18 protein-coding genes are annotated in these 22,556 nt (G+C 62.7%); 12 read left to right on the plus strand and 6 right to left on the minus strand.

Annotated features, from left to right (window positions below; genetic code table 11):
* Window positions 1-4 precede the first annotated feature (4 nt).
* Window positions 5-982, minus strand: coding sequence for a LysR family transcriptional regulator (locus tag JOE69_RS12580; protein WP_309799217.1), 978 nt, complete (start codon window positions 980-982; stop codon window positions 5-7).
* A 77-nt stretch (window positions 983-1,059) separates the two neighbouring features.
* On the opposite strand from JOE69_RS12580, the gene JOE69_RS12585 reads away from it, so the two are divergent.
* Window positions 1,060-2,808, plus strand: a complete 1,749-nt coding sequence (locus JOE69_RS12585; RefSeq protein WP_309799219.1) for an FAD-binding protein — start codon at window positions 1,060-1,062, stop codon at window positions 2,806-2,808.
* Between the two features lie 4 nt (window positions 2,809-2,812).
* Here JOE69_RS12585 and JOE69_RS12590 read toward each other — a convergent pair whose 3' ends face one another.
* The gene (locus JOE69_RS12590; RefSeq protein WP_309799221.1) at window positions 2,813-5,329 is read right to left on the minus strand and encodes a CocE/NonD family hydrolase; all 2,517 of its coding nucleotides are present in this window, start codon (window positions 5,327-5,329) and stop codon (window positions 2,813-2,815) included.
* Between the two features lie 266 nt (window positions 5,330-5,595).
* Between JOE69_RS12590 and JOE69_RS12595 the strand changes: the two genes are divergently transcribed.
* From JOE69_RS12595 to JOE69_RS12610, 4 genes are read left to right on the plus strand one after another with little or no spacing between them, the layout of a single operon-like run.
* On the plus strand, window positions 5,596-7,338 hold the full coding sequence (locus tag JOE69_RS12595) for a nitrite/sulfite reductase (protein ID WP_309799223.1): 1,743 nt from the start codon (window positions 5,596-5,598) through the stop codon (window positions 7,336-7,338).
* Complete coding sequence (locus JOE69_RS12600) at window positions 7,335-8,045, plus strand: phosphoadenylyl-sulfate reductase (protein ID WP_309799225.1); 711 nt, start codon at window positions 7,335-7,337, stop codon at window positions 8,043-8,045. The genes JOE69_RS12595 and JOE69_RS12600 overlap by 4 nt, the downstream gene beginning before the upstream one ends.
* Complete coding sequence (gene cysD, locus JOE69_RS12605) at window positions 8,042-9,031, plus strand: sulfate adenylyltransferase subunit CysD (protein WP_309799227.1); 990 nt, start codon at window positions 8,042-8,044, stop codon at window positions 9,029-9,031. The genes JOE69_RS12600 and cysD overlap by 4 nt, the downstream gene beginning before the upstream one ends.
* Window positions 9,031-10,428, plus strand: a complete 1,398-nt coding sequence (locus JOE69_RS12610; RefSeq protein ID WP_309799229.1) for a sulfate adenylyltransferase subunit 1 — start codon at window positions 9,031-9,033, stop codon at window positions 10,426-10,428. Before cysD ends, JOE69_RS12610 begins: the two co-directional genes overlap by 1 nt.
* A 6-nt stretch (window positions 10,429-10,434) precedes the next feature.
* Here the strand turns inward: JOE69_RS12610 and JOE69_RS12615 are convergent, their stop codons facing one another.
* The 4 genes from JOE69_RS12615 to JOE69_RS12630 all read right to left on the minus strand — a co-directional run bounded on the left by JOE69_RS12615 (window position 10,435) and on the right by JOE69_RS12630 (window position 13,466).
* The gene (locus JOE69_RS12615) at window positions 10,435-11,028 is read right to left on the minus strand and encodes an HNH endonuclease (RefSeq protein ID WP_309799231.1); all 594 of its coding nucleotides are present in this window, start codon (window positions 11,026-11,028) and stop codon (window positions 10,435-10,437) included.
* 578 nt (window positions 11,029-11,606) lie between these two features.
* A complete protein-coding gene (locus tag JOE69_RS12620) occupies window positions 11,607-11,843 on the minus strand; it encodes a hypothetical protein (RefSeq protein ID WP_309799232.1) in 237 nt (78 codons plus the stop codon).
* A gap of 52 nt (window positions 11,844-11,895) precedes the next feature.
* Entirely contained in the window at window positions 11,896-12,828 is a 933-nt protein-coding gene (locus JOE69_RS12625) for a hypothetical protein (protein ID WP_309799233.1), read from the minus strand.
* 14 nt (window positions 12,829-12,842) lie between these two features.
* Window positions 12,843-13,466, minus strand: a complete 624-nt coding sequence (locus JOE69_RS12630) for a DUF6318 family protein (protein ID WP_309799234.1) — start codon at window positions 13,464-13,466, stop codon at window positions 12,843-12,845.
* Window positions 13,467-13,838: 372 nt separating this feature from the next.
* Between JOE69_RS12630 and JOE69_RS12635 the strand changes: the two genes are divergently transcribed.
* The 7 genes from JOE69_RS12635 to JOE69_RS12665 all read left to right on the plus strand — a co-directional run bounded on the left by JOE69_RS12635 (window position 13,839) and on the right by JOE69_RS12665 (window position 22,544).
* Window positions 13,839-15,050, plus strand: a complete 1,212-nt coding sequence (locus tag JOE69_RS12635; RefSeq protein WP_309799235.1) for an ABC transporter substrate-binding protein — start codon at window positions 13,839-13,841, stop codon at window positions 15,048-15,050.
* Window positions 15,051-15,239: 189 nt separating this feature from the next.
* Entirely contained in the window at window positions 15,240-16,061 is an 822-nt protein-coding gene (locus JOE69_RS12640) for an ABC transporter ATP-binding protein (RefSeq protein ID WP_309799236.1), read from the plus strand.
* Entirely contained in the window at window positions 16,054-16,965 is a 912-nt protein-coding gene (locus JOE69_RS12645; protein ID WP_309799240.1) for an ABC transporter permease, read from the plus strand. The genes JOE69_RS12640 and JOE69_RS12645 overlap by 8 nt, the downstream gene beginning before the upstream one ends.
* 423 nt (window positions 16,966-17,388) lie before the next feature.
* A complete protein-coding gene (locus tag JOE69_RS12650) occupies window positions 17,389-17,832 on the plus strand; it encodes a hypothetical protein (protein ID WP_309799241.1) in 444 nt (147 codons plus the stop codon).
* Between the two features lie 167 nt (window positions 17,833-17,999).
* The gene (locus JOE69_RS12655) at window positions 18,000-19,715 is read left to right on the plus strand and encodes a cholesterol oxidase substrate-binding domain-containing protein (RefSeq protein WP_309799243.1); all 1,716 of its coding nucleotides are present in this window, start codon (window positions 18,000-18,002) and stop codon (window positions 19,713-19,715) included.
* 113 nt (window positions 19,716-19,828) lie between these two features.
* Window positions 19,829-21,070, plus strand: coding sequence for a uroporphyrinogen-III C-methyltransferase (cobA, locus tag JOE69_RS12660; RefSeq protein ID WP_309799246.1), 1,242 nt, complete (start codon window positions 19,829-19,831; stop codon window positions 21,068-21,070).
* 28 nt (window positions 21,071-21,098) lie between these two features.
* On the plus strand, window positions 21,099-22,544 hold the full coding sequence (locus JOE69_RS12665) for an FAD-dependent oxidoreductase (RefSeq protein ID WP_309799247.1): 1,446 nt from the start codon (window positions 21,099-21,101) through the stop codon (window positions 22,542-22,544).
* The last annotated feature ends 12 nt before the right edge of the window (window positions 22,545-22,556 follow it).

Consider the following 22,556-nt stretch of genomic DNA (forward strand, 5'->3'; position numbering starts at 1 on the left):
GGGCTCAGACCCGGGTCACCCACCGGGCGAGTGCGCTGCCGTCCGAGGTGAGCTCATCGGCCACCGAGATGATCATCGCCTGCATCGCGTGCGCGGCCGGTGTGGGATTCACATCGGAGCGGTGCGCCAAGCTGATGGTGCGCAGCAACTGCGGCTCGGCTGAAAGCGGCCCGGCCAGAGCCGCAGCGGGGGATTCGGCGAGCCGCACCGAACGCAGGCTGGGCCGGTCCAGCAGCACCATGGCCGGCACCACGGCCACGCCGAGTCCGCGTTCCACGAAGCGCAGCACCGCGTCCATTTCCGCGCCTTCGACCGCGACGGTAGGTTCCAGACCGGCGGCCCGGAAGGCGGCATCGGTGGTCACCCGCAAGTCGTAGCTCTCGTGGAAGGCCACGAGCGGCAGCTTCGACAATTCCGCCAAGTTTATCGCCGGATGCCGGGAGACCGGGGGATTCGCGGCCGACGACACCACGACGAGCTCTTCGGCCAGCAACGGCGTGTGCTGCAGGCTGCCGGCGACCGCCGCCAGGCCGTCCGTGGCCGTGATGATCGCCATATCGAGGGCGCCGCCGGCCAACTCTTCGACCAGGCCGCGGGAGCCGCGCTCGACGATGTGCAGGTCGATGCCCGGGTGCGCGGCCCGGAAGGCGCTGAGCACTTCGGCGACCAGGCTGATGCACAGGGTGGGTGTCGCGCCGAGCCGGACCCGGCCGCGTTGCAGGCCGGAGAGCTCGGCCATTTTCCGCCGCGCCGAATCCGCATCGGCGAGCATCCGGCGGGCCAGCGGCAACAGCGTCTCGCCGGCAGCGGTGAGCCGGATGTGCCCACGTGCCCGGTGGAAGAGTTCGGCGCCGAGGTCGTGCTCCAAAGTGGCGATCTGCCGGCTCAAGGACGGTTGGGCGAGATGCAACTGCTCTGCAGCTCGGGTGAAGTGGCCCAAGCGGGCGACTTCGACGAAGCTCTGTAGCTGTTCCAAATTCATGTCAATAGCATAATGGCATCGTAACGACTCGAACAATTCATTGGAGTAATCGTGGCGGAATTTCTAGCATGGAAGACATGAACACAGGGAGCAGCACCGAACGGCAATTGGCTACCAACGTCTTGGTCATCGGCACCGGCGGCGCCGGGCTCCGGGCCTCGATCGAACTGGCGGAACGCGGGGTGCAGGTGCTCGCGGTCGGCAAACGGCGCAAGCACGATGCGCACACCACGCTGGCCGCCGGCGGAATCAACGCGGCATTGGGCACCATCGACCCCGAAGACAGTTGGCAGCAGCATGCTGCGGACACGCTCCGGGAATCCTACTTCCTGGCCGACCCTGAGATCATCGAGATCGTGGCCCGCAACGCCGCGCGCGGGATCGAAGATCTGGAACGCTGGGGGATGCCCTTCGCCCGAGAGGCCGACGGCCGGTTGAGCCAACGGTTCTTCGGCGCGCACACCTACCGCCGCACCTGTTTCGCCGGCGACTACACCGGGCTGGAAATGCAACGCACCCTGGTCAGCCGGGCCACCGCCGTCGGCGTCGAGATCGTGGACACCATCTACATCACCCGGATCCTGGAGAGCGACGGGGTGGTTTTCGGCGCCTACGGCTTCGACGTCGTGGACGGCACCCCGGTGGTGATCCACGCCGATGCGGTGATTCTGGCGGCCGGCGGGCATACCCGGATCTGGCGTTACACCTCCTCCCGGCGGGACGAGAACACCGGGGATTCGTTCCGCTTGGCCGCGCTCGCCGGCGGGAAGATCCGGGATGCGGAACTGGTCCAGTTCCACCCCTCGGGTCTGATCGAGCCGGACGACGCCGCCGGGACCCTGGTCTCCGAGGCCGCCCGCGGAGAAGGCGGGGTCTTGCGCAACGCCTTGGGCGAGCGGTTCATGGAGCGCTACGACCCGCAACGGATGGAGCTGTCCACCCGGGACCGGGTGGCGCTCGCGAACTACACCGAGATCGCCGAAGGCCGGGGCACTGAAAAAGGAGGCGTATACCTGGACGTTTCGCACCTGCCGAAAGAGCAGATCCGGGCCAAACTGCCACGGCTCTACCGGAACTTGGTGGACCTGCAGATGCTGGACATCACCGAAAGCCCGATCGAAGTGGCACCGACTGCGCACTACTCGATGGGCGGGGTCTGGGTCCGGCCCGAAGACCACGGCACCGGGGTCGAAGGGCTTTACGCGATCGGCGAGGCCTCCAGCGGTCTGCACGGGGCCAACCGGTTGGGCGGCAACTCGCTCATCGAGCTGATGGTCTACGGACGGATCGTCGGTGAAGAAGTCGCCGAGTACTCCCGGCAACGTGGTTCAGTGCGCCGTGATCCGGAAGCCGTTGCCGCGGCCCGGGCGGAAATGCAAGGGCTGCTCAGCGGCGGGGGCAAGGAGAACCCGCGCCGGCTGCAGCGCGCGATCCGCGATTTGATGACCGAGCACGCAGGTGTGGTGCGCAGTGAAGCCGGATTGCGCGAAGGCCTGGCCAAACTCGCGGAACTGGAAGCGCGCTTGCCCGAGGTGACTGCATACCCGGACATCGCCGGATTCGACGACCTGGCGCACGCCTTCGACCTGCTCGGTTCGGTGCTCGCCGCCCGGGCTACCCTGGAATGCGCGCTGGAACGCCGCGAGACCAGAGGCTGCCACAACCGGGAAGACTTCCCGGAGCAGGACGACGCGCTGCGCGGCAACATGGTGTGGAGCAAGCACGAGGGCGTCGTCTTCGAGCCGGCGAAAGCAGCACCGGAGTCGTTCCGCGATCTGGCCTATGCCACGGCCGATGATTCGGTGGCCGGGAAGCTGGTCGAGTAGCCGACTAGTGACGGCGCTTCCGGGGCACGGCGGCGCCGAGCAGCAGCAAGCCCAGGGCCAGTGCTCCGCCGCTGGTCAGCAGTGCACCCGGGACGGACTCGATCCCGGTTTCGGCCAAAGTCTGTCCGGTATCCGCTCCGAGTCCGTCGACAATGCTCAGGCTGGTGGAGCCGAAGAGCGTCCCGTCCGGCAGATAGACCCCGATGGTGTGCTTTCCGACCGGCACTTCTGCCGGGATGGTGACCTGGTAGCTGCCTTGCGCCGAGGCAGTGTTCCTGCCGAGGAAGAACGGATCGCTGAACAACCAGGTATCCAATTCCTGCCCGGCTCCGACGGCTGCCACCTTGATCTCGATGGTCTGGCCTGGTTGCGCCGAAGCCACCGTGCGCACCGGGTTGCCGGTCTGGCCGGTCTGCGGCGCCACCGTGGGGGTGGTCGGTTGTCCGGTCGGTGGGCCGGTAGTCGGGGTCACCGGAGTTTCGGTCGGGGTGACCACCGGCGTCGGCGGAACCTCGGAGCCGAACGTTGCGAAAGCCTGCGCACTGCCACCGACGAAGGGGACTGACACGGTGCTCTTGCTCAGATCGATCGAGGTTTTGATGCCCGATTGCAGGCAGAGCGTGGTGCAGTTCTGCCCGTCGATATCGGTTGCATAAACCATCAGTTCCAAGGTGTGGTCCTTGGCGAGCAAGTATTCGGTCGAGATGAATGGCAGCTCCATGGCGTAGAAGGTTCCGGGTACGACCGCCGCGGAGCTGGTGAGCGAATCTCGGTTCTGCGGATCCCGCCAGGCCCGGGTGACGACCTTCGCTTTGCCATCGGGGCCCCGGTCCAAAAGCTGCAACGACAGGTTCGGAGCCACGCCGCTGAAGCTCAGATTCAGTTTGGCGGTGGCGAAACCGCTGAGCCGGATGTCCGCTTTGGCCGGGTTGGAGGCGTAGAGCAAACGCCCGGCCGAAGGTTTCGCGGCCAAATCCTGCTGCGAAGTCTTCGCATCGTCGGTCAGCGTCTGGATCGCCTCCGGCCCGCTGGGCAGTGCGCCTGGTTGGGGCGCCGGATTGAACGCGACCAGGCCGCTCTTGCCGGTGGAACCCGGCCGGAGGGTCAGCTCGGTCGTCCCGCTGCCGCGCAACGGCCAGGACGGCTGGTACTGCCAGGTCTTGTCTTTTGCGGCCTTCCCCGGGTCCGCATTCTGGATGCTGACTTCCGAAGTGTTCTCCACGCCGTTGGCCACGCCGAACAGATAGTGCGAGAACCATTTGTTGATCAGCGAGGTCCAGGAGAAGTCGCCGGACGACGGCGGGGTCTGGTGCCCGTACTGGTGCAGCACCAGTTTCACCGGCACATTTCGCGCCTTCAGCGCTTGGTACCACTTGGTGGATTGGTCCAATCGGACGTTCCAGTCGGAGAGGCCCGCGGCCAGCAGGGTTGGCGCTTTCACCTGGTCCGCTTTGTCCAAGAAGTTCCGTTCGGCCCAGAAAGCACTGTATTGGCCGGTGGCGCGGTCCTGCCTTTTCGCGTAGTCCTCGGCAAGATACTGGCAGGCAGCCTGCAGTTTTTCGGTGCTCAGCAGCGCTGAGACGTAGTTGTCCAGGTCTTCGCCGGGGTACCCCGCAGGTTCGACGACGGCGCCGCCGACCCGGTAGTAATCGTAGAAGTTGCTGAGTGCCGAAATCGGCACCACGGCTTCCAGGCCCGGCACTCCGGTGGTGGAGGCCAGGATCGGCAGGGTGCCGTCGTAGGAGACGCCGGTCATGCCGATTTTTCCCGTGGACCAGGCGGTGCTGCGGGCTTCGTTGCCCGCGGTGTCGCGGGCCACGGTGCGTCCGGCCAGCCAATCCACCACGGCCTTGGTGGAGGCGGCTTCATTGCCGTCCAGCATGGTCGGGCAGCCGGTGGATTCATTGGTGCCCAAAGCGTCCACCGAGACGAAGGCGAATCCGCGATCCGTGTAGAAGCTGCTGTTGGGGCGGTTGTTGGAAGGCCGGCCGGAACTGTCCTTGATCGTGCCGATGCCGCCTACCGGGATCGGCTGGCTGGGGTCCCAGGGGTTTTGTTTCATGTCATGCAGGAAGTATTCGGTATTGAAGCCGCCGTTGTAGGGGCTCATCCGGACTACCGAAGGAACTTTGATGCTGTCCTGGCCCAGATCGGTGTCTTTGGGCCGGTAGACCGTGGCCCGGATTTCGTCGTCCTTGCCGTCCCGGTCGGTGTCGATGCCCGGAACCGGGATCCAAACCTCATCCCTGACCAGGGGATGGCCTTTGTAGACCGGTTGGGCCTCGCCATTGCTGAACACCGGCTGTTGCGGGGTCACGCCGTCCCAGCCGGCAGCCGCGTCGGCCTCCGCCGTCGGGCTGCTCTGCCCTGGATCGTCCGACGTCCGGGCTGAGGACTCCTGGCTGGTCTGTTCCTGGAGTCCGACGTCGGCAAGCGCCGGCGTGCTGCCGGCGGCGAAGGTCAGGGCCAAAGCGGCGAGGATGGCGAGACTGCTGCGGGCGGTGGATTTTCCGAGTTCCATCTGTCTCCTTCACGAGTCGCAGCCACGCGGCGTCCCCGGTTCGTTTCATTGGCGTAACTCATGGAGCAGCTGTGAATTCGCCCTGATTAGCTGGAAACGTTACCAGCGCGGACGAGGTTCGTATAGGGCTCAACGGGCCGGCGCAGCATCGGATCCGAACGCCGTCGTCGCTTTGCTGACAGGGTGTGTGACGAAGTGTTTCCGCGCGTGACCTCGCGTGTCACCGGGGTTCGGGTGGCCCGGAGCCGCGCGCCTACCCTCAAGATATGACGCAGACCGCCACCGACACTTCGAATCGATCAGAAGGGTCAGCCCGCCCCGAGCGGCCATCCCGTCCTGCGGCCAAGCCGCACGGGCAATGGAAAGTGGACGGTACCGAGCCGTTGAACGCCAATGAAACCTGGAAACAGGAAGACGGCGGGCTCAATGTGCGAGAGCGGATCGAACAGGTCTATTCGAAGCAGGGATTCGACTCGATCGACGGCACCGATCTGCATGGCAGGTTCCGCTGGTATGGCCTGTACACCCAGCGCAAGCCCGGAATCGACGGCGGCAAGACCGCGACCCTGGAACCGCATGAGCTCGAAGACAAGTACTTCATGCTCCGGGTCCGGATCGACGGCGGCGCACTGAGCACCGAGCAGTTGCGGGTGATTGCGCAGATTTCGGTTGATTTCGCCCGGGGGTCCGCGGATCTGACCGACCGGCAGAACATCCAATTGCACTGGATCCGGGTCGAGGACGTGCCGGAGATCTGGCGGCGCCTGGAAGCCGTGGGGCTGTCCACGACCGAGGCCTGCGGCGATGTGCCGCGGGTGATTCTGGGCTCGCCGGTGGCCGGTATCGCGAAAGACGAGATCATCGATCCGACGCCGTTGATCAATGCGCTCGCGGAGCGGTTCATCGGTGATCCGGAGCTGGCGAATCTGCCGCGCAAGTACAAGACCGCGATCACCGGACATCCCTCGCAAGACGTCGTGCACGAGATCAACGACTTTGCCCTGGTCGGCGTGGTGCACCCGGAATTGGGCGCCGGCTACGACCTCTGGGTGGGCGGCGGTTTGTCCACGAGCGCTCGCTTGGCTGAGCGCTTGGGGGTTTTCGTTTCGCCCGAGGTAGCGCCGGAGGTGTGGCTGGGCGTGACCAGCATCTTCCGGGACTACGGTTACCGGCGGATGCGGACCAAAGCACGCTTGAAGTTCCTGATGAATGACTGGGGGCCGGAGAAGTTCCGTACGGTTTTGGAAACCGAGTACCTCGGCTATGCCCTGCCGGACGGACCGGCAGCGCCGAAGCCGAGCTCGCCCGGGGACCACGTCGGCGTGCACGAACAGAAGGACGGCCGGTTCTACATCGGCGTGGCACCGACGGTGGGCCGGGTTTCCGGTGACAAGTTGCTGGCCTTGGCATCGCTCATTGAATCTCACGGCTCGTTGCGGTTGCGGACCACGCCGCATCAGAAACTGGTGATTCTGGATGTGCCGGGGGATCAAGTGGATTCATTGGTTGCCGGTCTGGAGCCGCTCGGTCTGACCGCCAAGCCGTCGATCTTCCGGCGCAGCACGATTGCCTGCACCGGAATCGAGTACTGCAAATTGGCCATCGTGGAGACCAAAGTGACCGCTGCGACGGCGATCGCCGAGTTGGAAAAACGCTTGGCGGATTTGGTGGCATCGGGGGAGCTGGTGGACCCGATCGCGCTGCACATCAACGGCTGCCCGAACTCGTGCGCCCGGATCCAAACCGCGGACATCGGCCTCAAAGGGATGATGCTGCCGACCCCGGGCGGCGACCCGACCCCTGGTTTCCAGGTGCATTTGGGCGGCGGTCTGGCCTCGGCGAATCGGGAAGAGGCCGGGCTGGGCCGGACCATCCGCGGCCTGAAGGTCACGGTGGAAGATCTGCCGGATTACGTGGAACGCGTAGTCCGGACCTTCGTTTCAACCCGTTCCGAGGGCGAGACCTTCGCCGAATGGGCGCATCGGTCGGATGAGGAAGTGTTGAAGTGAGTACTGCACTGAGGTCCCAGGAAGATTTGCAGGCTTTGGCGGCATCGGGCGCCGATCGGCTCGGTTGGGATGCCCCGACGTCGGAAGTGATCGGCTGGGTGGCCGAGAACTTCGCGCTGCCCGCGGTCGCCGTCGCCTGTTCCATGGCCGACGCCGTGCTGCCGGCCCTGGTCGCGGACCAGCTGCCCGACGTCGACGTGCTGTTTTTGGAGACCGGCTACCACTTCCCGGAGACCCATGACACTCGGCGCGAGGTCGCCGAGAACTTGCGGGTGAACATCGTCGATGTGCTGCCCGAACAGACCGTTGCCGAACAGGAAGCCGCGCACGGCAAAGACCTGTTCGCGCGGAACCCGGCGCAATGCTGCCAGTTGCGCAAAATGGACCCGTTGAAAAAGGCGCTCTCCGGGTACGAAGTCTGGTTCACCGGCGTCCGCCGTGACGAAGCGCCTACCCGGACCAATACGCCGTTGGTCACCTGGGACTCGGTCCATGGTCTGGTCAAGGTGAATCCAATGGCCGCATGGAGCCTGGATGCCTTGGTCTCCTACGCCGAACAGCATCTGATTCCGGTCAATCCCTTGATGTCCCGGGGGTTCCTGTCCATCGGTTGCGCGCCGTGCACCCGGCCGGTCGCCGTCGGCGAAGATCCGCGGGCCGGCCGCTGGGCCGGCTTCGACAAAACAGAATGCGGGATCCACATATGAGCACGGAGACCATCCCGGTCGTCGGCGTCGGGCATGGGGGCGCGCGGCGTGGCGGGCATCGCGGAGCGGGCACGCGCCCCCTACCCGAGGCCGCACGGCTTTCGAGTCTGGACGTGCTCGAATCCGAATCGATCCACATCTTGCGCGAGGTCGTGGCGGAGTTCGAGCGGCCGGCGATGTTGTTTTCCGGCGGCAAGGACTCCGTGGTGATGCTGCACCTGGCGACCAAGGCGTTTTGGCCGGGACGGGTGCCGTTCCCGGTGTTGCACGTGGATACCGGGCACAATTTCCCGGAGGTGCTGGACTTCCGGGACCGGACCGTGGAGCGCTTAGGACTGCGTCTGGTGGTCGGCAGCGTGCAGGAGTACCTCGATCGCGGAGAGTTGGCCGAGCGGGCCGATGGTACGCGGAACCCGCTGCAGACTGCGCCATTATTGGGCGCGATCGCTGCGGAGAAGTTCGACGCCGTGTTCGGCGGCGGTCGGCGCGACGAGGACAAGGCCCGGGCAAAGGAGCGGATCTTGTCGCTGCGCGATGAGTTCGGGCAGTGGGATCCGCGCAATCAGCGGCCGGAGTTGTGGAATCTCTACAACGGCCGGCATACCGTGGGCCAGCACGTGCGGGCATTCCCGATTTCGAATTGGACCGAGCTGGACATCTGGCGCTACATCGAGCGCGAAGGCATTGAACTGCCTTCGATTTACTACGCGCACGAGCGGGAGGTGTTCGAGCGCGACGGCATGTGGATGGCGGTCGGACCGTATTCGGAGCCGCGCGCTTCGGAACCCGTGGTGGCCAAAACCGTGCGTTACCGGACTGTGGGGGACATGTCCTGCACCGGAGCGGTGCTGTCCTCGGCCGCGTCGGTGGCCGACGTCGTCGTCGAAGTCGCTGCTTCGACGCTGACCGAGCGCGGGGCCACCCGGGCGGACGACCGGATTTCCGAAGCGGCGATGGAAGACCGCAAAAAGGACGGGTACTTCTGATGAGCATTGCGGTTACCGAACTGGGTGCCTCCACGCTGTTCCGTTTCGCCACTGCCGGGTCCGTGGACGACGGCAAATCTACCTTGGTGGGCCGGCTGCTGCACGACTCGAAAGCGATCCTGGCGGACACTTTGGACGCGGTGGCGCGAACCTCCGCGGAGCGCGGCTTCGGCGGGGCTTCTGGTGGTATCGATTTGGCGCTGCTGACCGACGGGCTGCGGGCCGAACGGGAGCAGGGCATCACGATCGATGTGGCGTACCGGTATTTCGCGACCAATCGTCGGTCGTTCATTTTGGCGGACTGCCCAGGGCACGTGCAGTACACGAAGAACACGGTGACCGGGGCTTCCACAGCGGATGCCGTGGTGGTGTTGATCGATGCGCGCAAGGGCGTGCTGGAGCAGACCCGGCGGCATCTGTCGGTGCTGCATTTGTTGCGTGTGCCGCATGTCGTGGTGGCGGTGAACAAGATCGATTTGGTCGGGTTTTCCGAGTCGGTTTTCACGGAGATTGCTGCCGATGTTGCTGCGGTTGCCGAGTCGATTGGCCTGGCGGTGCCCGTGGTGGTGCCGGTATCTGCGCTGGCGGGCGACAATGTGGTTTCAGTCTCCGCGCGGACGCCTTGGTACTCCGGCCCGTCGTTGCTGGGGGTGCTGGAATCCTTGCCGTCGACCGATGATGCGGAGTCAGCGGCGGCTGCGTCAGATTCGACCGGTTCTACTGGTCTGACCGACAGTGCGGAGCCGTTCCGGTTCCCGGTTCAGTTGGTGTTGCGGCCGCAGGGCGGGCTTGCCCCGGGCTTGTCCGCGGACGAATTCCGGGATTACCGCGGCTATGCCGGGCAGATTGCTTCTGGGTCTGTGGCCGTGGGCGACGCGGTGACCTTGTTGCCGACCGGTCGGTCAACCACGGTGGCGGGGATCGACGGGCCCGGCGGGGTTGCTTTGGCTTCGGCGGCTGCGCCGCAGTCCGTGGTGCTGCGGTTGGCTGACGAATTGGATGTGGCGCGCGGTGAATTGATCGCAGCGGCCGGCACGGTGCGGGAACCTTCGCAGGATTTGTACTCGTCATTGAGCTGGCTTTCGCCGAAACCGTTGCGCGAAGGGTCTCGGGTCCTGGTCAAGCATGGAACCCGCACGGTCCAGGCGTTGGTGCGGGCGATCAACGGGAAGTTGGACCTGGATTCGTTCGAGCTCGAGCCGGCCTCCTCGCTGGAACTGAACGACATCGGCTCGGTGCAGCTGCGGCTGGCTTCGGCGCTGCCCCTGGAACCGTATGCCGCGCATCGCCGGACCGGGGCGTTCCTGGTGATCGACCCGGTGGACGGGAACACGCTGGCCGCCGGGATGGTCGGCGAGCACCCCGGGGATTCCGAAGATGAGCGGTATGTGATTTAGGGGTTCCTAGCTTGATTGTGCGCTCAAGAACTTTTCATAGGCTCGATGCAAGAGTTGTTGGTCAGGCCTTTTGTGTGTCGACTTGGGGATCGTCAGGAGCTTCTGTCCTTCATAGTTTTGGAGTCCAAATCGGAGCATCGAACCACCGGCTTCGTGGAGAATCTCTTCCCGAATTCTGACCACATAGTCTGGCGTGATTCCAAGAATCTGATTATCAAAGGCTGCGTGGTGGAGCTTGCAAAGCGCGAGTCCGTTACTTACCGAGGCGATGCCATCGGCTTCATTGTCCGGGATTATATGGGCTGCATCGAGAAGGGAAGCCTGTTTGAGCGAGCAGACTGCGCAGCGAGACTGGTATGCGGCAAGCACCATTGACCGAAAGATTGGCTGGTGAAGACGTTGCCTGGTCAGCACCTGGCGGTAACGTTTGATGGCCTCTTCTAAGGGGCTATCTGGTTGCTCAAATTTATCAACGAGATCCACGACAAACTGTCGCTGCATAGGTTCTTCGTTGATCAAAAAAACTGGAAAAATAGGAAGAAAAACCGACGGATCACTGCCTACTCCCTGAAACCAAATCAAGGGTTTTTGCTGTTCCATTGCGGTTCGGAGAGCCTTGTTATCTGAGTGTCCAGAGTCTTCGCCTCGCCATGCATAACGGTACAGTCCGTCCGCTGCAGGTGAATCTTCGTACGGACGGCTTACTCCAGGCTTCCGATAGACCGTGACGATCGATAATGCAGCAGTCAGCTGTCTGGGTTTCCAGATGCCGGTTTGCGTCGCTTTAAGCCGGAAAGGTTGTCCCCGAAATTCAAACTTGCTGAGGTCGTGGTTGCTTAGCGGTCGGTGACCCCCTTCAGTTTGAATACGAAGCCACTCCATGGCCTCTTGTCTCAGATGTCTATCAAATGAGTCGTCTTCCAACGATGACCTCGGCATATAGCAACCTTAGCGTCTAGCATTTTGTCGATCAGCGTGTGAGTGAGTGCGCGATCGAAATCGGGGGTTGCTGTGCTGTTCAATAACCAGATCGGTGTCTATCGGTTCAGCTAAGCTGCCGGAGCCGGGTTCCCTAGGCAGCGCACGCTTTTGAAGCGCTCGGCAACTAACGCTAGCCTTTTATCTGTGGTCAGTGCTGGGGCATTTAACTTCGGCTGAGGCATCGATCACTGGACGCTTCAACGCCTGTCGGCGTCTTTTGCGTTCATGACGTCGTCATGCGTGAGATAGTCGCAATCAAGCTCAACTTGCAGTTCGAGACCTCGGATGAAATCAATCGGGCTTGGTGTAGACGCATGACGGTTGAACTCTCCGGTCAGGAATTTCTGCAGTGATTTTCCAGATTGAGATGCCCGTGAAGCGAAGACGGCTCTATCTTCGTCGGGAACGTTCCGGATGGTGATGTTGACGCTCATGAACTGAGTTCGGTCTCCTGGCCTGCAAGGTGCATGCGCATTATCGTTCGGGCTATCTCATATTTTGATCTGCCGGGCAGGCCCAGCCGGTGGGGTTTTGTAGGCAGTTTTGGTCGACCCATTTGGTGGTGCTGCGCCAGACTCTGAGCGTCACAGTGTTGGTGTCGAAGTTTCCTTGGCCGGGGATGGCCACCGCTGGGCTGCCGTTGACGCTGTAGGTTCCGTTGAAGGTCGTAGTGACTCGCGCGTTGTAGTCGAGGGTGTCTTGGTAGGCATGTGAGGTCGGGGTTTTTTGACCGACGTTGTCACCGCTCAACGTAATGCCTGCGGCTACCGTTGGGCCGAGCTTGGTGCCGTCGCCGTAGTCGAAGGTGTAGGCAACCGGGGTGGCGTTGATTCGGACTCTTTGCCCGAGCAACGTAATGTCGAACGTCTGCGGCAGCGCCTCGACCACGAAGTTGGTCTGCGCACCCTTGAGGGTGTCCAGCCCGGGCTGCGAAACCAGAGTGCCAGCGTTGACCGGCTGCTGCTGGAATGCGGTTTGGATCTGGGCGGCGATTTGTTCCAGGATGTCGACGGGTTTCTGGTCGTAGACGCAGGTCGGGCTGCCAGCAGGCCTCCATGCCGGTGGCTCGAATCCGGCAAGGGCTGAGTACCACTGCACCATCTGACCGTTCTCACCATCGGTGCACTGGGAAGCGGAGATTGCTGCACAGTAGGCGCCGTCAAAGTTGCTGTTGTCTTGGCCGCCGGTGACGCACTCCTGGGTGTACTTGTAGATCTGTGAGTCTTGGGGTGTTATGGCATTTGACGAGGTCCAACCCCCATTTCCGGGGACTTGAATGAAGGTAGAAGTCCCTTTGTCTTTGTTCCATTGCACCGCGCCGGAGTCTCCATCTGCCCGTGAGCTAGTTGACGCGCTAAGCAGGAATACAGATGCAAAAGTCAACGACAGCGCGATTCTGAGCATGGCGGTCTGGTGCATTGTCGCGATCATCTTTAGCCAGCTTTTCCGATGTCTGTTACGACCCATTGATTTCCATTGTGGACCGCATTTAGGACATCGCCGTTTGCTACGGTCTTGTCGATTTTGTCGCCCAGAGTCTTATCGGCTTTGATGTATTGCCCCTCACCAATGCCGTACTGGATGAGTACCTGGTAGGCCCCATTCGACGCTTTAACGAAGGACACTTTGGTCGCGTCGACGGTGATGAGCCCTCCAACGACCCAGTTTTTGTTCTTATACCAGTCAGATGCGCTAGAGATAACGTTGTTGCACCTTGCGCATGATTGCTCAGTAACCGCCTGAACCAACGAGATATCCCCGGTTTCTTGCATGTAGTTATACGCCGCGTACCAGTACCTCGTGAACGCATCCAAACCTTGCTCTGAGAACTCGTCCGCCAACGCCGGCTTTTCTGGTTTGGGCACGTTCTCGGCCGGTCCGTTGGCGTCCGCCGGCTTGTAGGCCGCGGTCGGCGTCGGGCTGGCCGAACTGCTTGAAGCCGATGCGCTCGGTGGACTGGTTGAACTGCTCGGGGCGCCCCCTGCGCCGGTGCATGCACTCGCCCCGAGCAGTAGCCCGGCTACCGCAGTAAATCTGAAAACCTTCGTCAATACCAAGGGTCACTCCTGACCAGTCCCCAATGCGCCCCGCTCCCCAATGAGCCTGACTATGGTTGTCCACAGTAACCGCCAAAATCCGCAGAATGAAGCCCTTTTCTGAAATTGTGGATAACCCCAAGCCCCAGAAGCTGCCAAAGAACCAGCCCCGGAATGTGACCTCGGATTACCCCGAATGACCCCCTATTTCTGTGCCATTGAGCCGGGCCCAAAGCGAAACTACCGTTGACGCATGGTCAGCAAAACCTTGCCCGCAGCGGCTTCCGCGGCGGCCCTGGAACGGCGATGTCGAATGCGCTGATGCGCCCGCGCAAAGTCACCCAAAACCCCGCGGAAACCCCGCTCCCACTCACTCGCAGCAAGGACGCCACCATGCCGAACACTCCAGAAACTCCGGACCACACCCCCGAAGAAGTCCAGACCACCAAGATCGTGGCCGGCCAGAAACCGGCGCGGAACAATAAAGCAAAAACGAAGCAACCCCGGACCCAAAAGCGCCGCACCTTGGAAATCTCGATCGCCGTCGGCATCGCAGCGGTGATCATCGCCGGCGCCGCCACCGCGACGATCGCCGCCAACAGCAATAACAACAGCAGCAACAACCAACCGGCCCAGGCCGCCGACGAGCTCAAAGAGCTCAAGCTCGGCTACTTCGGGAACGTCACGCACGCGCTGCCCGTAGTCGGCGTGCAACAGGGTTTCTACGCCAAAGAACTCAAGAACACCGAACTGAAAACCCAGGTCTTCAACGCCGGCCCGGCCGCGGTCGAGGCGCTCAACGCCGGTGCCATCGACGCCGCCTACCTGGGCCCGAACCCGGCGATCAACTCCTACGTGAAGTCCAAAGGCGCGTCGATCAGCATTGTCGCCGGGGCAGCCTCCGGGGGAGCGCAGCTGGTGGTCAAGCCGGAAATCAATAATGCCCAGGACCTGAAAAACAAAGTCCTGGCCACCCCGCAACTCGGCGGCACCCAAGACGTCGCGCTGCGCAATTGGCTCGCGGACAACGGACTGAAAGTCTCCACCAACGGCGGCAACGACGTCACGATCAACCCCACGGACAACGCGCAAACCCTCAAACTCTTCCAAGAAGGCAAGCTGGACGGCGCCTGGTTGCCCGAGCCCTGGGCATCCCGACTGGTTCTCCAAGCCGGCGCCAAGGTGCTCGTGGACGAAAAGGACCTGTGGAAAGACGGCCAATTCCCCACCACGATCCTGATCGTGAACAAGACCTTCCTCAACGAACACCCCGCTGCGGTCAAAGCCCTGCTCAGCGCACAATTGAACACCCAGGATTGGCTCGCCGCCAACCAGGACCAGGCGATCAAGGCAGTCAATGACGGGCTCAAACAAGCTGCCGGTGCCACCCTGCCGGACGAAGTCCTGCAGCGGGCCCTGGCCAACCTGACCTTCACCGCGGATCCGATCGCCACCAGCTACCCCGCTTTGCTCGCCAATGGCGTCAAGGCCGGCGTAACCCAGGACGCCGACCTCAACGGGATCTTCGACCTGCGGCTGCTCAACGAGGTGCTCAAAGAACGGAACAAACCGGCGATCAGCGCCGGAAGCCTCGGCCAGAGCTGAAAACCCCGCGCAAAACCGTTGCTTTATGGGCATTGAGTTGCGTGAGAACCCTGAAATCGCCGGCAGATGGCTTCATAAAGTGCCGGTTTTGAGTCGGCCCGGTCCGCGGAATGTGACCTCCGATGAACCCCGATGACTCCGCGTTGCCGGATTATTGAGCGGGCAGGCCCGCAACCCTAGCGTTGAGGAATGACTGTGACCTCCACTGCCACAGAACCCCTGGCCCCGGAACCCCCGACGGCGCCGGAACCGACGACGGCGGGGCACCAGCCAGCGCCGCGGCCGGTCGTGGTCTTGGACGGGCTCGGCAAAACCTTCGGCAGCGGCCAATCCCAGAACACGGTGTTGGAAGACGTCGATCTGACCATTGGGCAGGGCGAATTCGTGGCCTTGCTGGGTGCCTCGGGCTGCGGGAAATCGACGCTGCTCAACCTGATCGCCGGCCTGGAGGCGCCGAGCAAGGGTGCCATGGAGATCCCCTCCGACGGCGTCGCCTTCATGTTCCAGGACGCGAACCTGTTCCCCTGGCTGACCGCGCAAGGCAACGTCGAACTGGCTTTGGAGCTCCGGGGAGTGCCCAAAGCCGAACGCAAAACGAGAGCCGAAGCGCTCTTGGCCCTGGTGCACCTGCAGCATGCCGGCAAGAAGCGTCCGCACGAACTCTCCGGCGGCATGCGGCAACGCGTCGCCTTGGCCCGTTCGCTGGCCCAGGACAAGCACGTCCTGTTGATGGACGAGCCCTTTGCGGCCCTGGATGCGATCACCCGGGATTTGCTGCACGAAGAGCTCACCCGGATTTGGCGGCACACCGGCCGCACCATCGTTTTCGTCACTCACAACGTCCGGGAAGCGGTCCGGTTGGGCCAGCGGGTTCTGCTGCTTTCCTCCCGCCCGGGCAAAGTGATCCGGGAATGGCGGATCGACGACGCGCAGAAGCAGCCGGAGCAGGCTGCGCTGCTGGCCGACGAGATGACCGCCGCACTGCGCCAGGAGATCAGCCGGCATGTCTAATACGCTGACTGATCCCGCGCAATCGGCAGCCGGGCCCGCTGAAGCGCAGCCGAACGGTGGAAAAGAAGCCGAGCTCGAGGGCCTGGACAAACTCCAGACCGACACTGCGCAGCAAAAAAACCTCAAGAAGACCTTGATCCGGATCATCGCGCCGCTGGCCGCGGTGTTGGTCCTAATCGGCATTTGGCAGGTCTACGTGCTGATCAGCGGCAAACGCGCCGATGTGGTGCCCGGACCGCTCGATGTGGCCGGTACTTTCGGTCAGCTCTGGGCGCAAGGGACCCTGCAAGAAGCGGTTTGGACCTCGGTGCAACGCGGGTTGATCGGATTCCTGGTCAGCGCCGTGATCGGAACCGCCCTGGGCCTGCTGCTGGCCCAGGTCAAGCCGCTGCGGATCGCTTTCGGGCCGTTGATCTCCGGTTTGCAGGTGTTGCCGAGCGTCGCCTGGGTGCCGGCCGCGATCATCTGGTTCGGGCTCTCCGACGGCACGGTGTATTTCGTCCTGCTGATGGGTGCGATTCCGTCGATCATCAACGGGCTGATTTCCGGCATCGACCAGGTGCCGCCGCAGTACCGTTCGATGGGCTCGGTGCTCGGTGCTTCCAAGCTCGAGATGGCGTTCAAGATCATTCTGCCTGCTGCCCTGCCGGGCTATCTTTCCGGGTTGAAACAGGGCTGGGCTTTCTCCTGGCGATCCTTGATGGCCGCAGAGATCATTGCGATCGGCGGCACCTTGGGCTTCGGTCTCGGTTCGTTGCTGCAACGGGGTCGTGACCTTTCGGATATGGGCATGGTGATGGCGGCGATTCTGGTGATCCTCTTCGTCGGAATCATCGTGGAGCTCGCCGTCTTCGCCCCGATCGAGCGCAAACTGCTCCGCGGCCGCGGCCTGCTGTCTGCCTGAGGCCCTGCCGTCGGGTCTCGGAAAAGCCTGTCGAATTTCGATACGGGCGCTCTCCATCGATCCGAAATGCCCCTGAAACCGGGAATTCCGAAATCGCAGAATTCATCGAACTAGAGGAATTTCCAGGAGACACGAACCCGGTCGACGCTTCCTGGAAAGTGGCTGAAAGTTTCATGCAAGCTGGGTTTAAGCTGAGAAATCTGTGCGTCAAAAGTGTGCACTTACGACTTAATCTGATCTGATAGATGCAAAAACAATCATAAAATGTCAAAAATGGTTTCAAAAAGATGAAATTAAGCTGAAAATAAGCTGAAAATTTGAATTTGCTGTGCAGCATCATGCTAGCCTCCTGGTGAGCTCGAAGTTCATCTCCGCGGAGAACCTGAGTTCATTTGGGGAAAACACGACAATTGGGGAATTGACATGAAAAAATTGCTTTCAAGCTTGGTGGTCGTCATTTCGTTGATGTTGGCCGGAGGGCTTGCTTTGGCACCCGCCGCGGCAGCGGAGACGCAGGCGGCACCTTCGACGACCAGCCCGGGCGAACCCGGCGACGGCGTCTGGTACCCGAGCCACGATGAGTCGCTGGCGATCATCCCGATCTGTCGGGGACCGCTGGCCACTCTTGACTGGCTCAATAAGAACTTCAGCGATCACGGTCGCGACAGCCAGAAGGCTTTCAACACCCGTTCGGCCCAGTACACCGCATGGTTGCTCGGTTCGAAAGATCCTTACGAGTTCTTGGCCCTGAGCTACGAAACTGCCTTGCAGTTCCCGGTCTACGCGATCAACGACACCAAGTTCCACGTTCCGGCGACCGTGAAAGACATCCTGAGCTTCTGCGCCTCCGCACGCTCACGCACCTGACGGAATCTGGCCCCTCTCCGATGAGGGGCCAGATTCTGCTTAACCCGAGTGCTGGGTCCGAATCTGCGCGATTCGGACCCAGCACTCGAGCCAACTCGGCGCAACCCGTTACCGGCGATATCATTTCCGGGCAAGCACCTTTTGCCCTCATGGTTTGGGGACCATTCATGAAGAATCAGAATTTGCCCATCGAAAACCTCGCGGGCGGGCTCAATCGCCGAGGATTCCTCGGCGCCACGGCCGCCGCAGCCGGCGGGTTCGTGTTCCTCGGATACGAGGCGCCGGCCAACGCGGCAGCCGGGCCGGCCGCCTTCCCGAAGACCATCCCGCTGTACCGCGAGGTCTACAAGAACTGGGACGAGGCCATCGTCTCCGACGCCCTCTGGACCTGCGCACCGACGTCGAGCGCCGACGTCGTCCGGGTGGTCAATTGGGCCCACAGCCAGGGCTACCGGGTCCGGGCCCGCGGCTACCGGCACAGCTGGTCGCCGCTGACCGTGGCCGGCAAAACTCCGGGCTCCGACAAGGTGATTCTGGTCGACACCACCAAAAGCCTGACCGGAATGCAGTTGGCCGGCGACCGGCTGGTCACCGTCCAAGCCGGGGCTTCGATGCTCGAACTGCTCACCTATCTGGCCGCCAAAGGCTATGGACTCACTGCGGCCCCGGCGCCCGGAGATATTTCGGTGGCCGGCGCGCTGGCCATCAACGGGCACGGCACCGCGGTGCCGGGGGCCGGTGAATCCAGCTATCCCGGGCAGGGCTTCGGCACGCTGAGCAACCTGGTGGTCTCGGTCAAGGCGATCGTCTGGGACGAGACGCAGAACGCCTATGCGGAGCGGCGCTTCGATCGCACTGATCCGGAATGCTCGGCCCTGCTGACCCACCTCGGCCGGTCGTTCCTCACCGAGGTCACGCTGCAGGTGGTCGACGATTACAACGTGCGCTGCCGCAACTACACGGACATCGATATCTCGGAGCTGTTCGCGCATCCGGACCGGATGACCTCCCGGTCATTGAGCCGGTTGATCGACGGTGCCGGCCGGGTGGGCATCATCTGGTACGCCTTCACCGACCGGCCTTGGGTGCAGATCTGGGAAGTCAGCCCGAACCGTCCGTGGTTCTCCCGCAAAGTGGTCACCCCGTTCAATTACCCGTTCGCGGACAACTTGCCGACGCCGGTGCCGCAGTTGCTGGGCGAACTGGTGGAGGGCAACCCGCAAGTAGCACCGAAGTTCTGCGCGGCGATCCTGGCGGCAACCGAAGCCGGACTCACGCTTTCCGGGGCCCGTGACATGTGGGGAAAATCGAAGAACTTCATCCACTTCGTCAAGCCGACGACGCTCCGGGTCACCGCCGGAAGCCACGCGGTGATCACCCGCCGGGACCAGGTGCAGCGCGTGGTGCACGATTTCACCACGTTCTACAACCAGAAGTTGGCCGAGTACCAGGCGGCGAACAAGTTCCCGATCAATAGCGGACTGGAAATCCGAGTCACCGGACTGGACGACCCCCGGGACACCGGGATTCCAGGAGCGCAGCCGGCCGCTTTGTCCGCGGCGCTTCCGGTGCCGGGCCGCCCGGACTGGGACACCGCGGTCTGGCTGGATGTGCTCACCTTGCCGGACACCCCGGACAACGCCGAGTTCTACATGGAGTTGGAAGACTATTTCCACCGCTTCGACCCGGCGTTGGGACTGCCCCGGCCGGAGTGGGCCAAACGCTGGGCGCACACCCCGCAAGGTCCCTGGACTGATCGGAAAGCCCTCAAGCAGCAGATCCCGGCGGCCTTCCCGCAGTGGGAATCGGCGGTGGCCACTTTGGCGAAACACGATCCGGCAGGGCTGTACCGGAATCCATTGCTGGACGAGCTCTTCGGCTGAGCCGCTTCCGGGTACCGGCCTCACCTTCGGCTTCATGACGTCGGATGACTCCGGATGAACCCGGCCGTAACACTCGTTCGTTGCGCTCATCCGGCGAAAACTACAGTCGGTCCATGACCGCTCGCGATCTGTATCCGATTTCGCTCCGCCTGCTGGGCCGCCCAGCCTTGGTGGTGGGCGGTGGCCCGGTGGCGACCCGCAGGGCCAAAGCCCTGCTCGACGCGGGTGCGGTTCTCACCGTAGTAGCTCCCAAAGTCTCGGCCGAACTGCACGGAATGCACGACGCCGGTCTGCTCACCTGGCTTGCCCGCGCTTACCGGACTGCCGACTTGGCGGGCATGTGGTTCGCGCAGACGGCTACCGGGCTCCCGGAGGTAGACGGCCAGGTGGCGGCTGACGCCGAAGCCGCTCGGATCTGGTGTGTGAACGCGGCCGATCAGGAAGCTTCCTCAGCCTGGACGCCCGCCGTTGCGCAAGTGGACGATGTCACCGTTGCAGTCAACGCCGGCGGGGATCCGCGCCGCGCGCTGGCGATCCGGCGTGGCATTGTCGAGGCCTTTGAGACCGGAGCGTTGCCGGTCCGGCGCCACCGCCCCGGCAACGGCTCGGTTGCCCTGGTCGGCGGCGGTCCCGGCGCCGAAGACCTGATCACGGTGCGCGGCCGGAAGCTGCTCGCGCAGGCCGATGTGGTGGTCGCCGATCGCCTCGGACCGCGCGGACTGTTGGCACAACTGGAATCCGATACGCAGGTCATCGAGGTGGGCAAGAGCCCGCAGCACCATCCGGTACCGCAGCACGAAATCAATGCAATTCTGGTCCGGGAGGCGAGGGCCGGAAAGCGGGTGGTCCGGCTCAAAGGCGGCGATCCGTTCGTTTTGGGCCGCGGCGGCGAAGAAGCCGAGTTCTGCCGGGAACACGGCGTCGACGTCGAAGTCGTCCCCGGTGTGACCTCGGCGGTTTCAGTACCGGCGGCGGCCGGGATCCCCGTGACGCACCGCGGGCTGGCCAGGGGATTCACCGTCGTTTCCGCACATGAGGATCTGGCCGACGTCCCGCCCGGCAGCGACCATACTGTGGTGCTCTTGATGGGCGTCGCCACGCTGCGCCGTTCCGCGGTGACCTTGACCACAAAGGAACGGGGCGAAAACTGCCCGGTTGCTATCATCGAAGATGGGTTCGGTTCCGGCCAGCGGATCACCATCGGCACCTTGGGCGGCATCGCTGATCAAGCGGAAGCCGTCGGGGTCGCCTCGCCCGCCGTCGTCGTGGTTGGCGATGTGGTGCGGATCAGCCCATTCGCGCCGGCCGAATTCGTCCGGGTTGCCATCGGCGAAGTAGCGCACGCAGCTCGTTGAGCTTCGTATTCATAAGGAGAACGAACTGTTGTCTAGCCATACCGAACTGTTCCAGCGCAATGCTGACCGTCCGTTGCGGGTTGCCGTGGTGGGGTCTGGTCCGGCTGGGGTGTATGCGGCGGATATTTTGACGAAGTCTGATTTGGTCAAAAGTGGTGAGCTGTCGGTCAGTATTGATTTGTTTGATCGGTATCCGGCGCCGTTTGGTTTGATTCGGTATGGGGTGGCGCCGGATCATCCGCGGATCAAGGGGATTATTCAGGCGTTGCATAAGGTGCTGGATCGCGGCGATATCCGCTTCTTCGGCAACGTCGACTATGGCACTGACATCTCGCTGGCAGATTTGCGGAAGCATTATGATGCGGTGATTTTTGCTACTGGTGCGATTGATGATGCTGCTTTGAACATTCCGGGTATTGATCTGGATGGTTCTTTTGGTGGCGCTGATTTTGTTTCGTGGTATGACGGGCATCCTGATGTGGCGCGGGAGTGGCCATTGGAAGCGACTGAGATTGCCGTGCTGGGTAACGGCAACGTGGCGCTTGATGTTGCCCGGGTCTTGTCGAAGCATGCTGATGATTTGTTGGTGACGGAGATTCCGGAGAATGTTTATGCGGGGTTGAAGAAGTCTCCGGTGACTGATGTGCATGTGTTTGGTCGTCGGGGTCCGGCGCAGATTAAGTTCACGCCGTTGGAGTTGCGGGAGTTGTCGCATTCGAAGGATGTGGACATTATTTTGTATCCGGAGGATTTCGAGTTTGATGAAGCTTCGGATGAGGCGATCAAGACGAATAACCAGGTGAAGACGATGGTGAACACGTTGACGAACTGGTTGGTAGAACAGCCGGAAGAGTCGACTGCTTCGCGTCGTCTGCATCTGCACTTCCTGCACAATCCGGTGGAGATTCTGGGTGTTGCTGGCAAGGTGACCGGGATCAAGTTTGAGCGTACTGAGTTGGATGGGACGGGTAATGCTCGGGGTACGGGGGAGTTCGTGGAGTACCCGGTGCAAGCGGTGTACCGCTCGATCGGCTACTTCGGCTCCGCACTGTCCGAGATCGAATTCGATGCGCAGCGCGGTGTGGTCAGCAATGCTGGTGGCCGGGTTCTGGGTGCCGACGGCGAACACACTCCGGGCATCTATGCGACGGGGTGGATCAAGCGCGGTCCGGTCGGTTTGATCGGGCATACCAAAGGCGACGCCCTGGAGACCATCACCTACCTGTTGGAAGACCTGGATTCCCTGCCGGCCGCAGAGTCTCCGGACCCGGAGGCTGTCGTGGCGCTTTTGGACCAGCGTGGCGTCGAATTCACCAGCTGGGAAGGCTGGCACGCCCTGGACGCCCACGAAAAGTCGCTCGGTGAAAACTTTGACGCCGCGGCCCTGGGACTGGAAATCAGCCGCGAGCGGGTCAAAGTCGTCGCCCGCGACGAAATGGTCCAGATTTCCCGCAGCATCAGCGCCGACGTCTAATCCCTGCCCTCC

The organism is Arthrobacter russicus (genome assembly GCF_031454135.1).
GTDB lineage: Bacteria > Actinomycetota > Actinomycetes > Actinomycetales > Micrococcaceae > Renibacterium > Renibacterium russicum.

Bases quoted from the DNA above. Each gene is read 5' to 3' on its own strand.
- JOE69_RS12580 (WP_309799217.1), bottom strand. From the start codon at position 982: ATGAATTTGGAACAGCTACAGAGCTTCGTCGAAGTCGCCCGCTTGGGC.
- JOE69_RS12585 (WP_309799219.1), top strand. From the start codon at position 1,060: ATGAACACAGGGAGCAGCACCGAACGGCAATTGGCTACCAACGTCTTG.
- JOE69_RS12590 (WP_309799221.1), bottom strand. From the start codon at position 5,329: ATGGAACTCGGAAAATCCACCGCCCGCAGCAGTCTCGCCATCCTCGCC.
- JOE69_RS12595 (WP_309799223.1), top strand. From the start codon at position 5,596: ATGACGCAGACCGCCACCGACACTTCGAATCGATCAGAAGGGTCAGCC.
- cysD (WP_309799227.1), top strand. From the start codon at position 8,042: ATGAGCACGGAGACCATCCCGGTCGTCGGCGTCGGGCATGGGGGCGCG.
- JOE69_RS12610 (WP_309799229.1), top strand. From the start codon at position 9,031: ATGAGCATTGCGGTTACCGAACTGGGTGCCTCCACGCTGTTCCGTTTC.
- JOE69_RS12615 (WP_309799231.1), bottom strand. From the start codon at position 11,028: ATGGAACAGCAAAAACCCTTGATTTGGTTTCAGGGAGTAGGCAGTGAT.
- JOE69_RS12620 (WP_309799232.1), bottom strand. From the start codon at position 11,843: ATGAGCGTCAACATCACCATCCGGAACGTTCCCGACGAAGATAGAGCC.
- JOE69_RS12625 (WP_309799233.1), bottom strand. From the start codon at position 12,828: ATGCACCAGACCGCCATGCTCAGAATCGCGCTGTCGTTGACTTTTGCA.
- JOE69_RS12635 (WP_309799235.1), top strand. From the start codon at position 13,839: ATGCCGAACACTCCAGAAACTCCGGACCACACCCCCGAAGAAGTCCAG.
- JOE69_RS12640 (WP_309799236.1), top strand. From the start codon at position 15,240: ATGACTGTGACCTCCACTGCCACAGAACCCCTGGCCCCGGAACCCCCG.
- JOE69_RS12645 (WP_309799240.1), top strand. From the start codon at position 16,054: ATGTCTAATACGCTGACTGATCCCGCGCAATCGGCAGCCGGGCCCGCT.
- JOE69_RS12650 (WP_309799241.1), top strand. From the start codon at position 17,389: ATGAAAAAATTGCTTTCAAGCTTGGTGGTCGTCATTTCGTTGATGTTG.
- JOE69_RS12655 (WP_309799243.1), top strand. From the start codon at position 18,000: ATGAAGAATCAGAATTTGCCCATCGAAAACCTCGCGGGCGGGCTCAAT.
- cobA (WP_309799246.1), top strand. From the start codon at position 19,829: ATGACCGCTCGCGATCTGTATCCGATTTCGCTCCGCCTGCTGGGCCGC.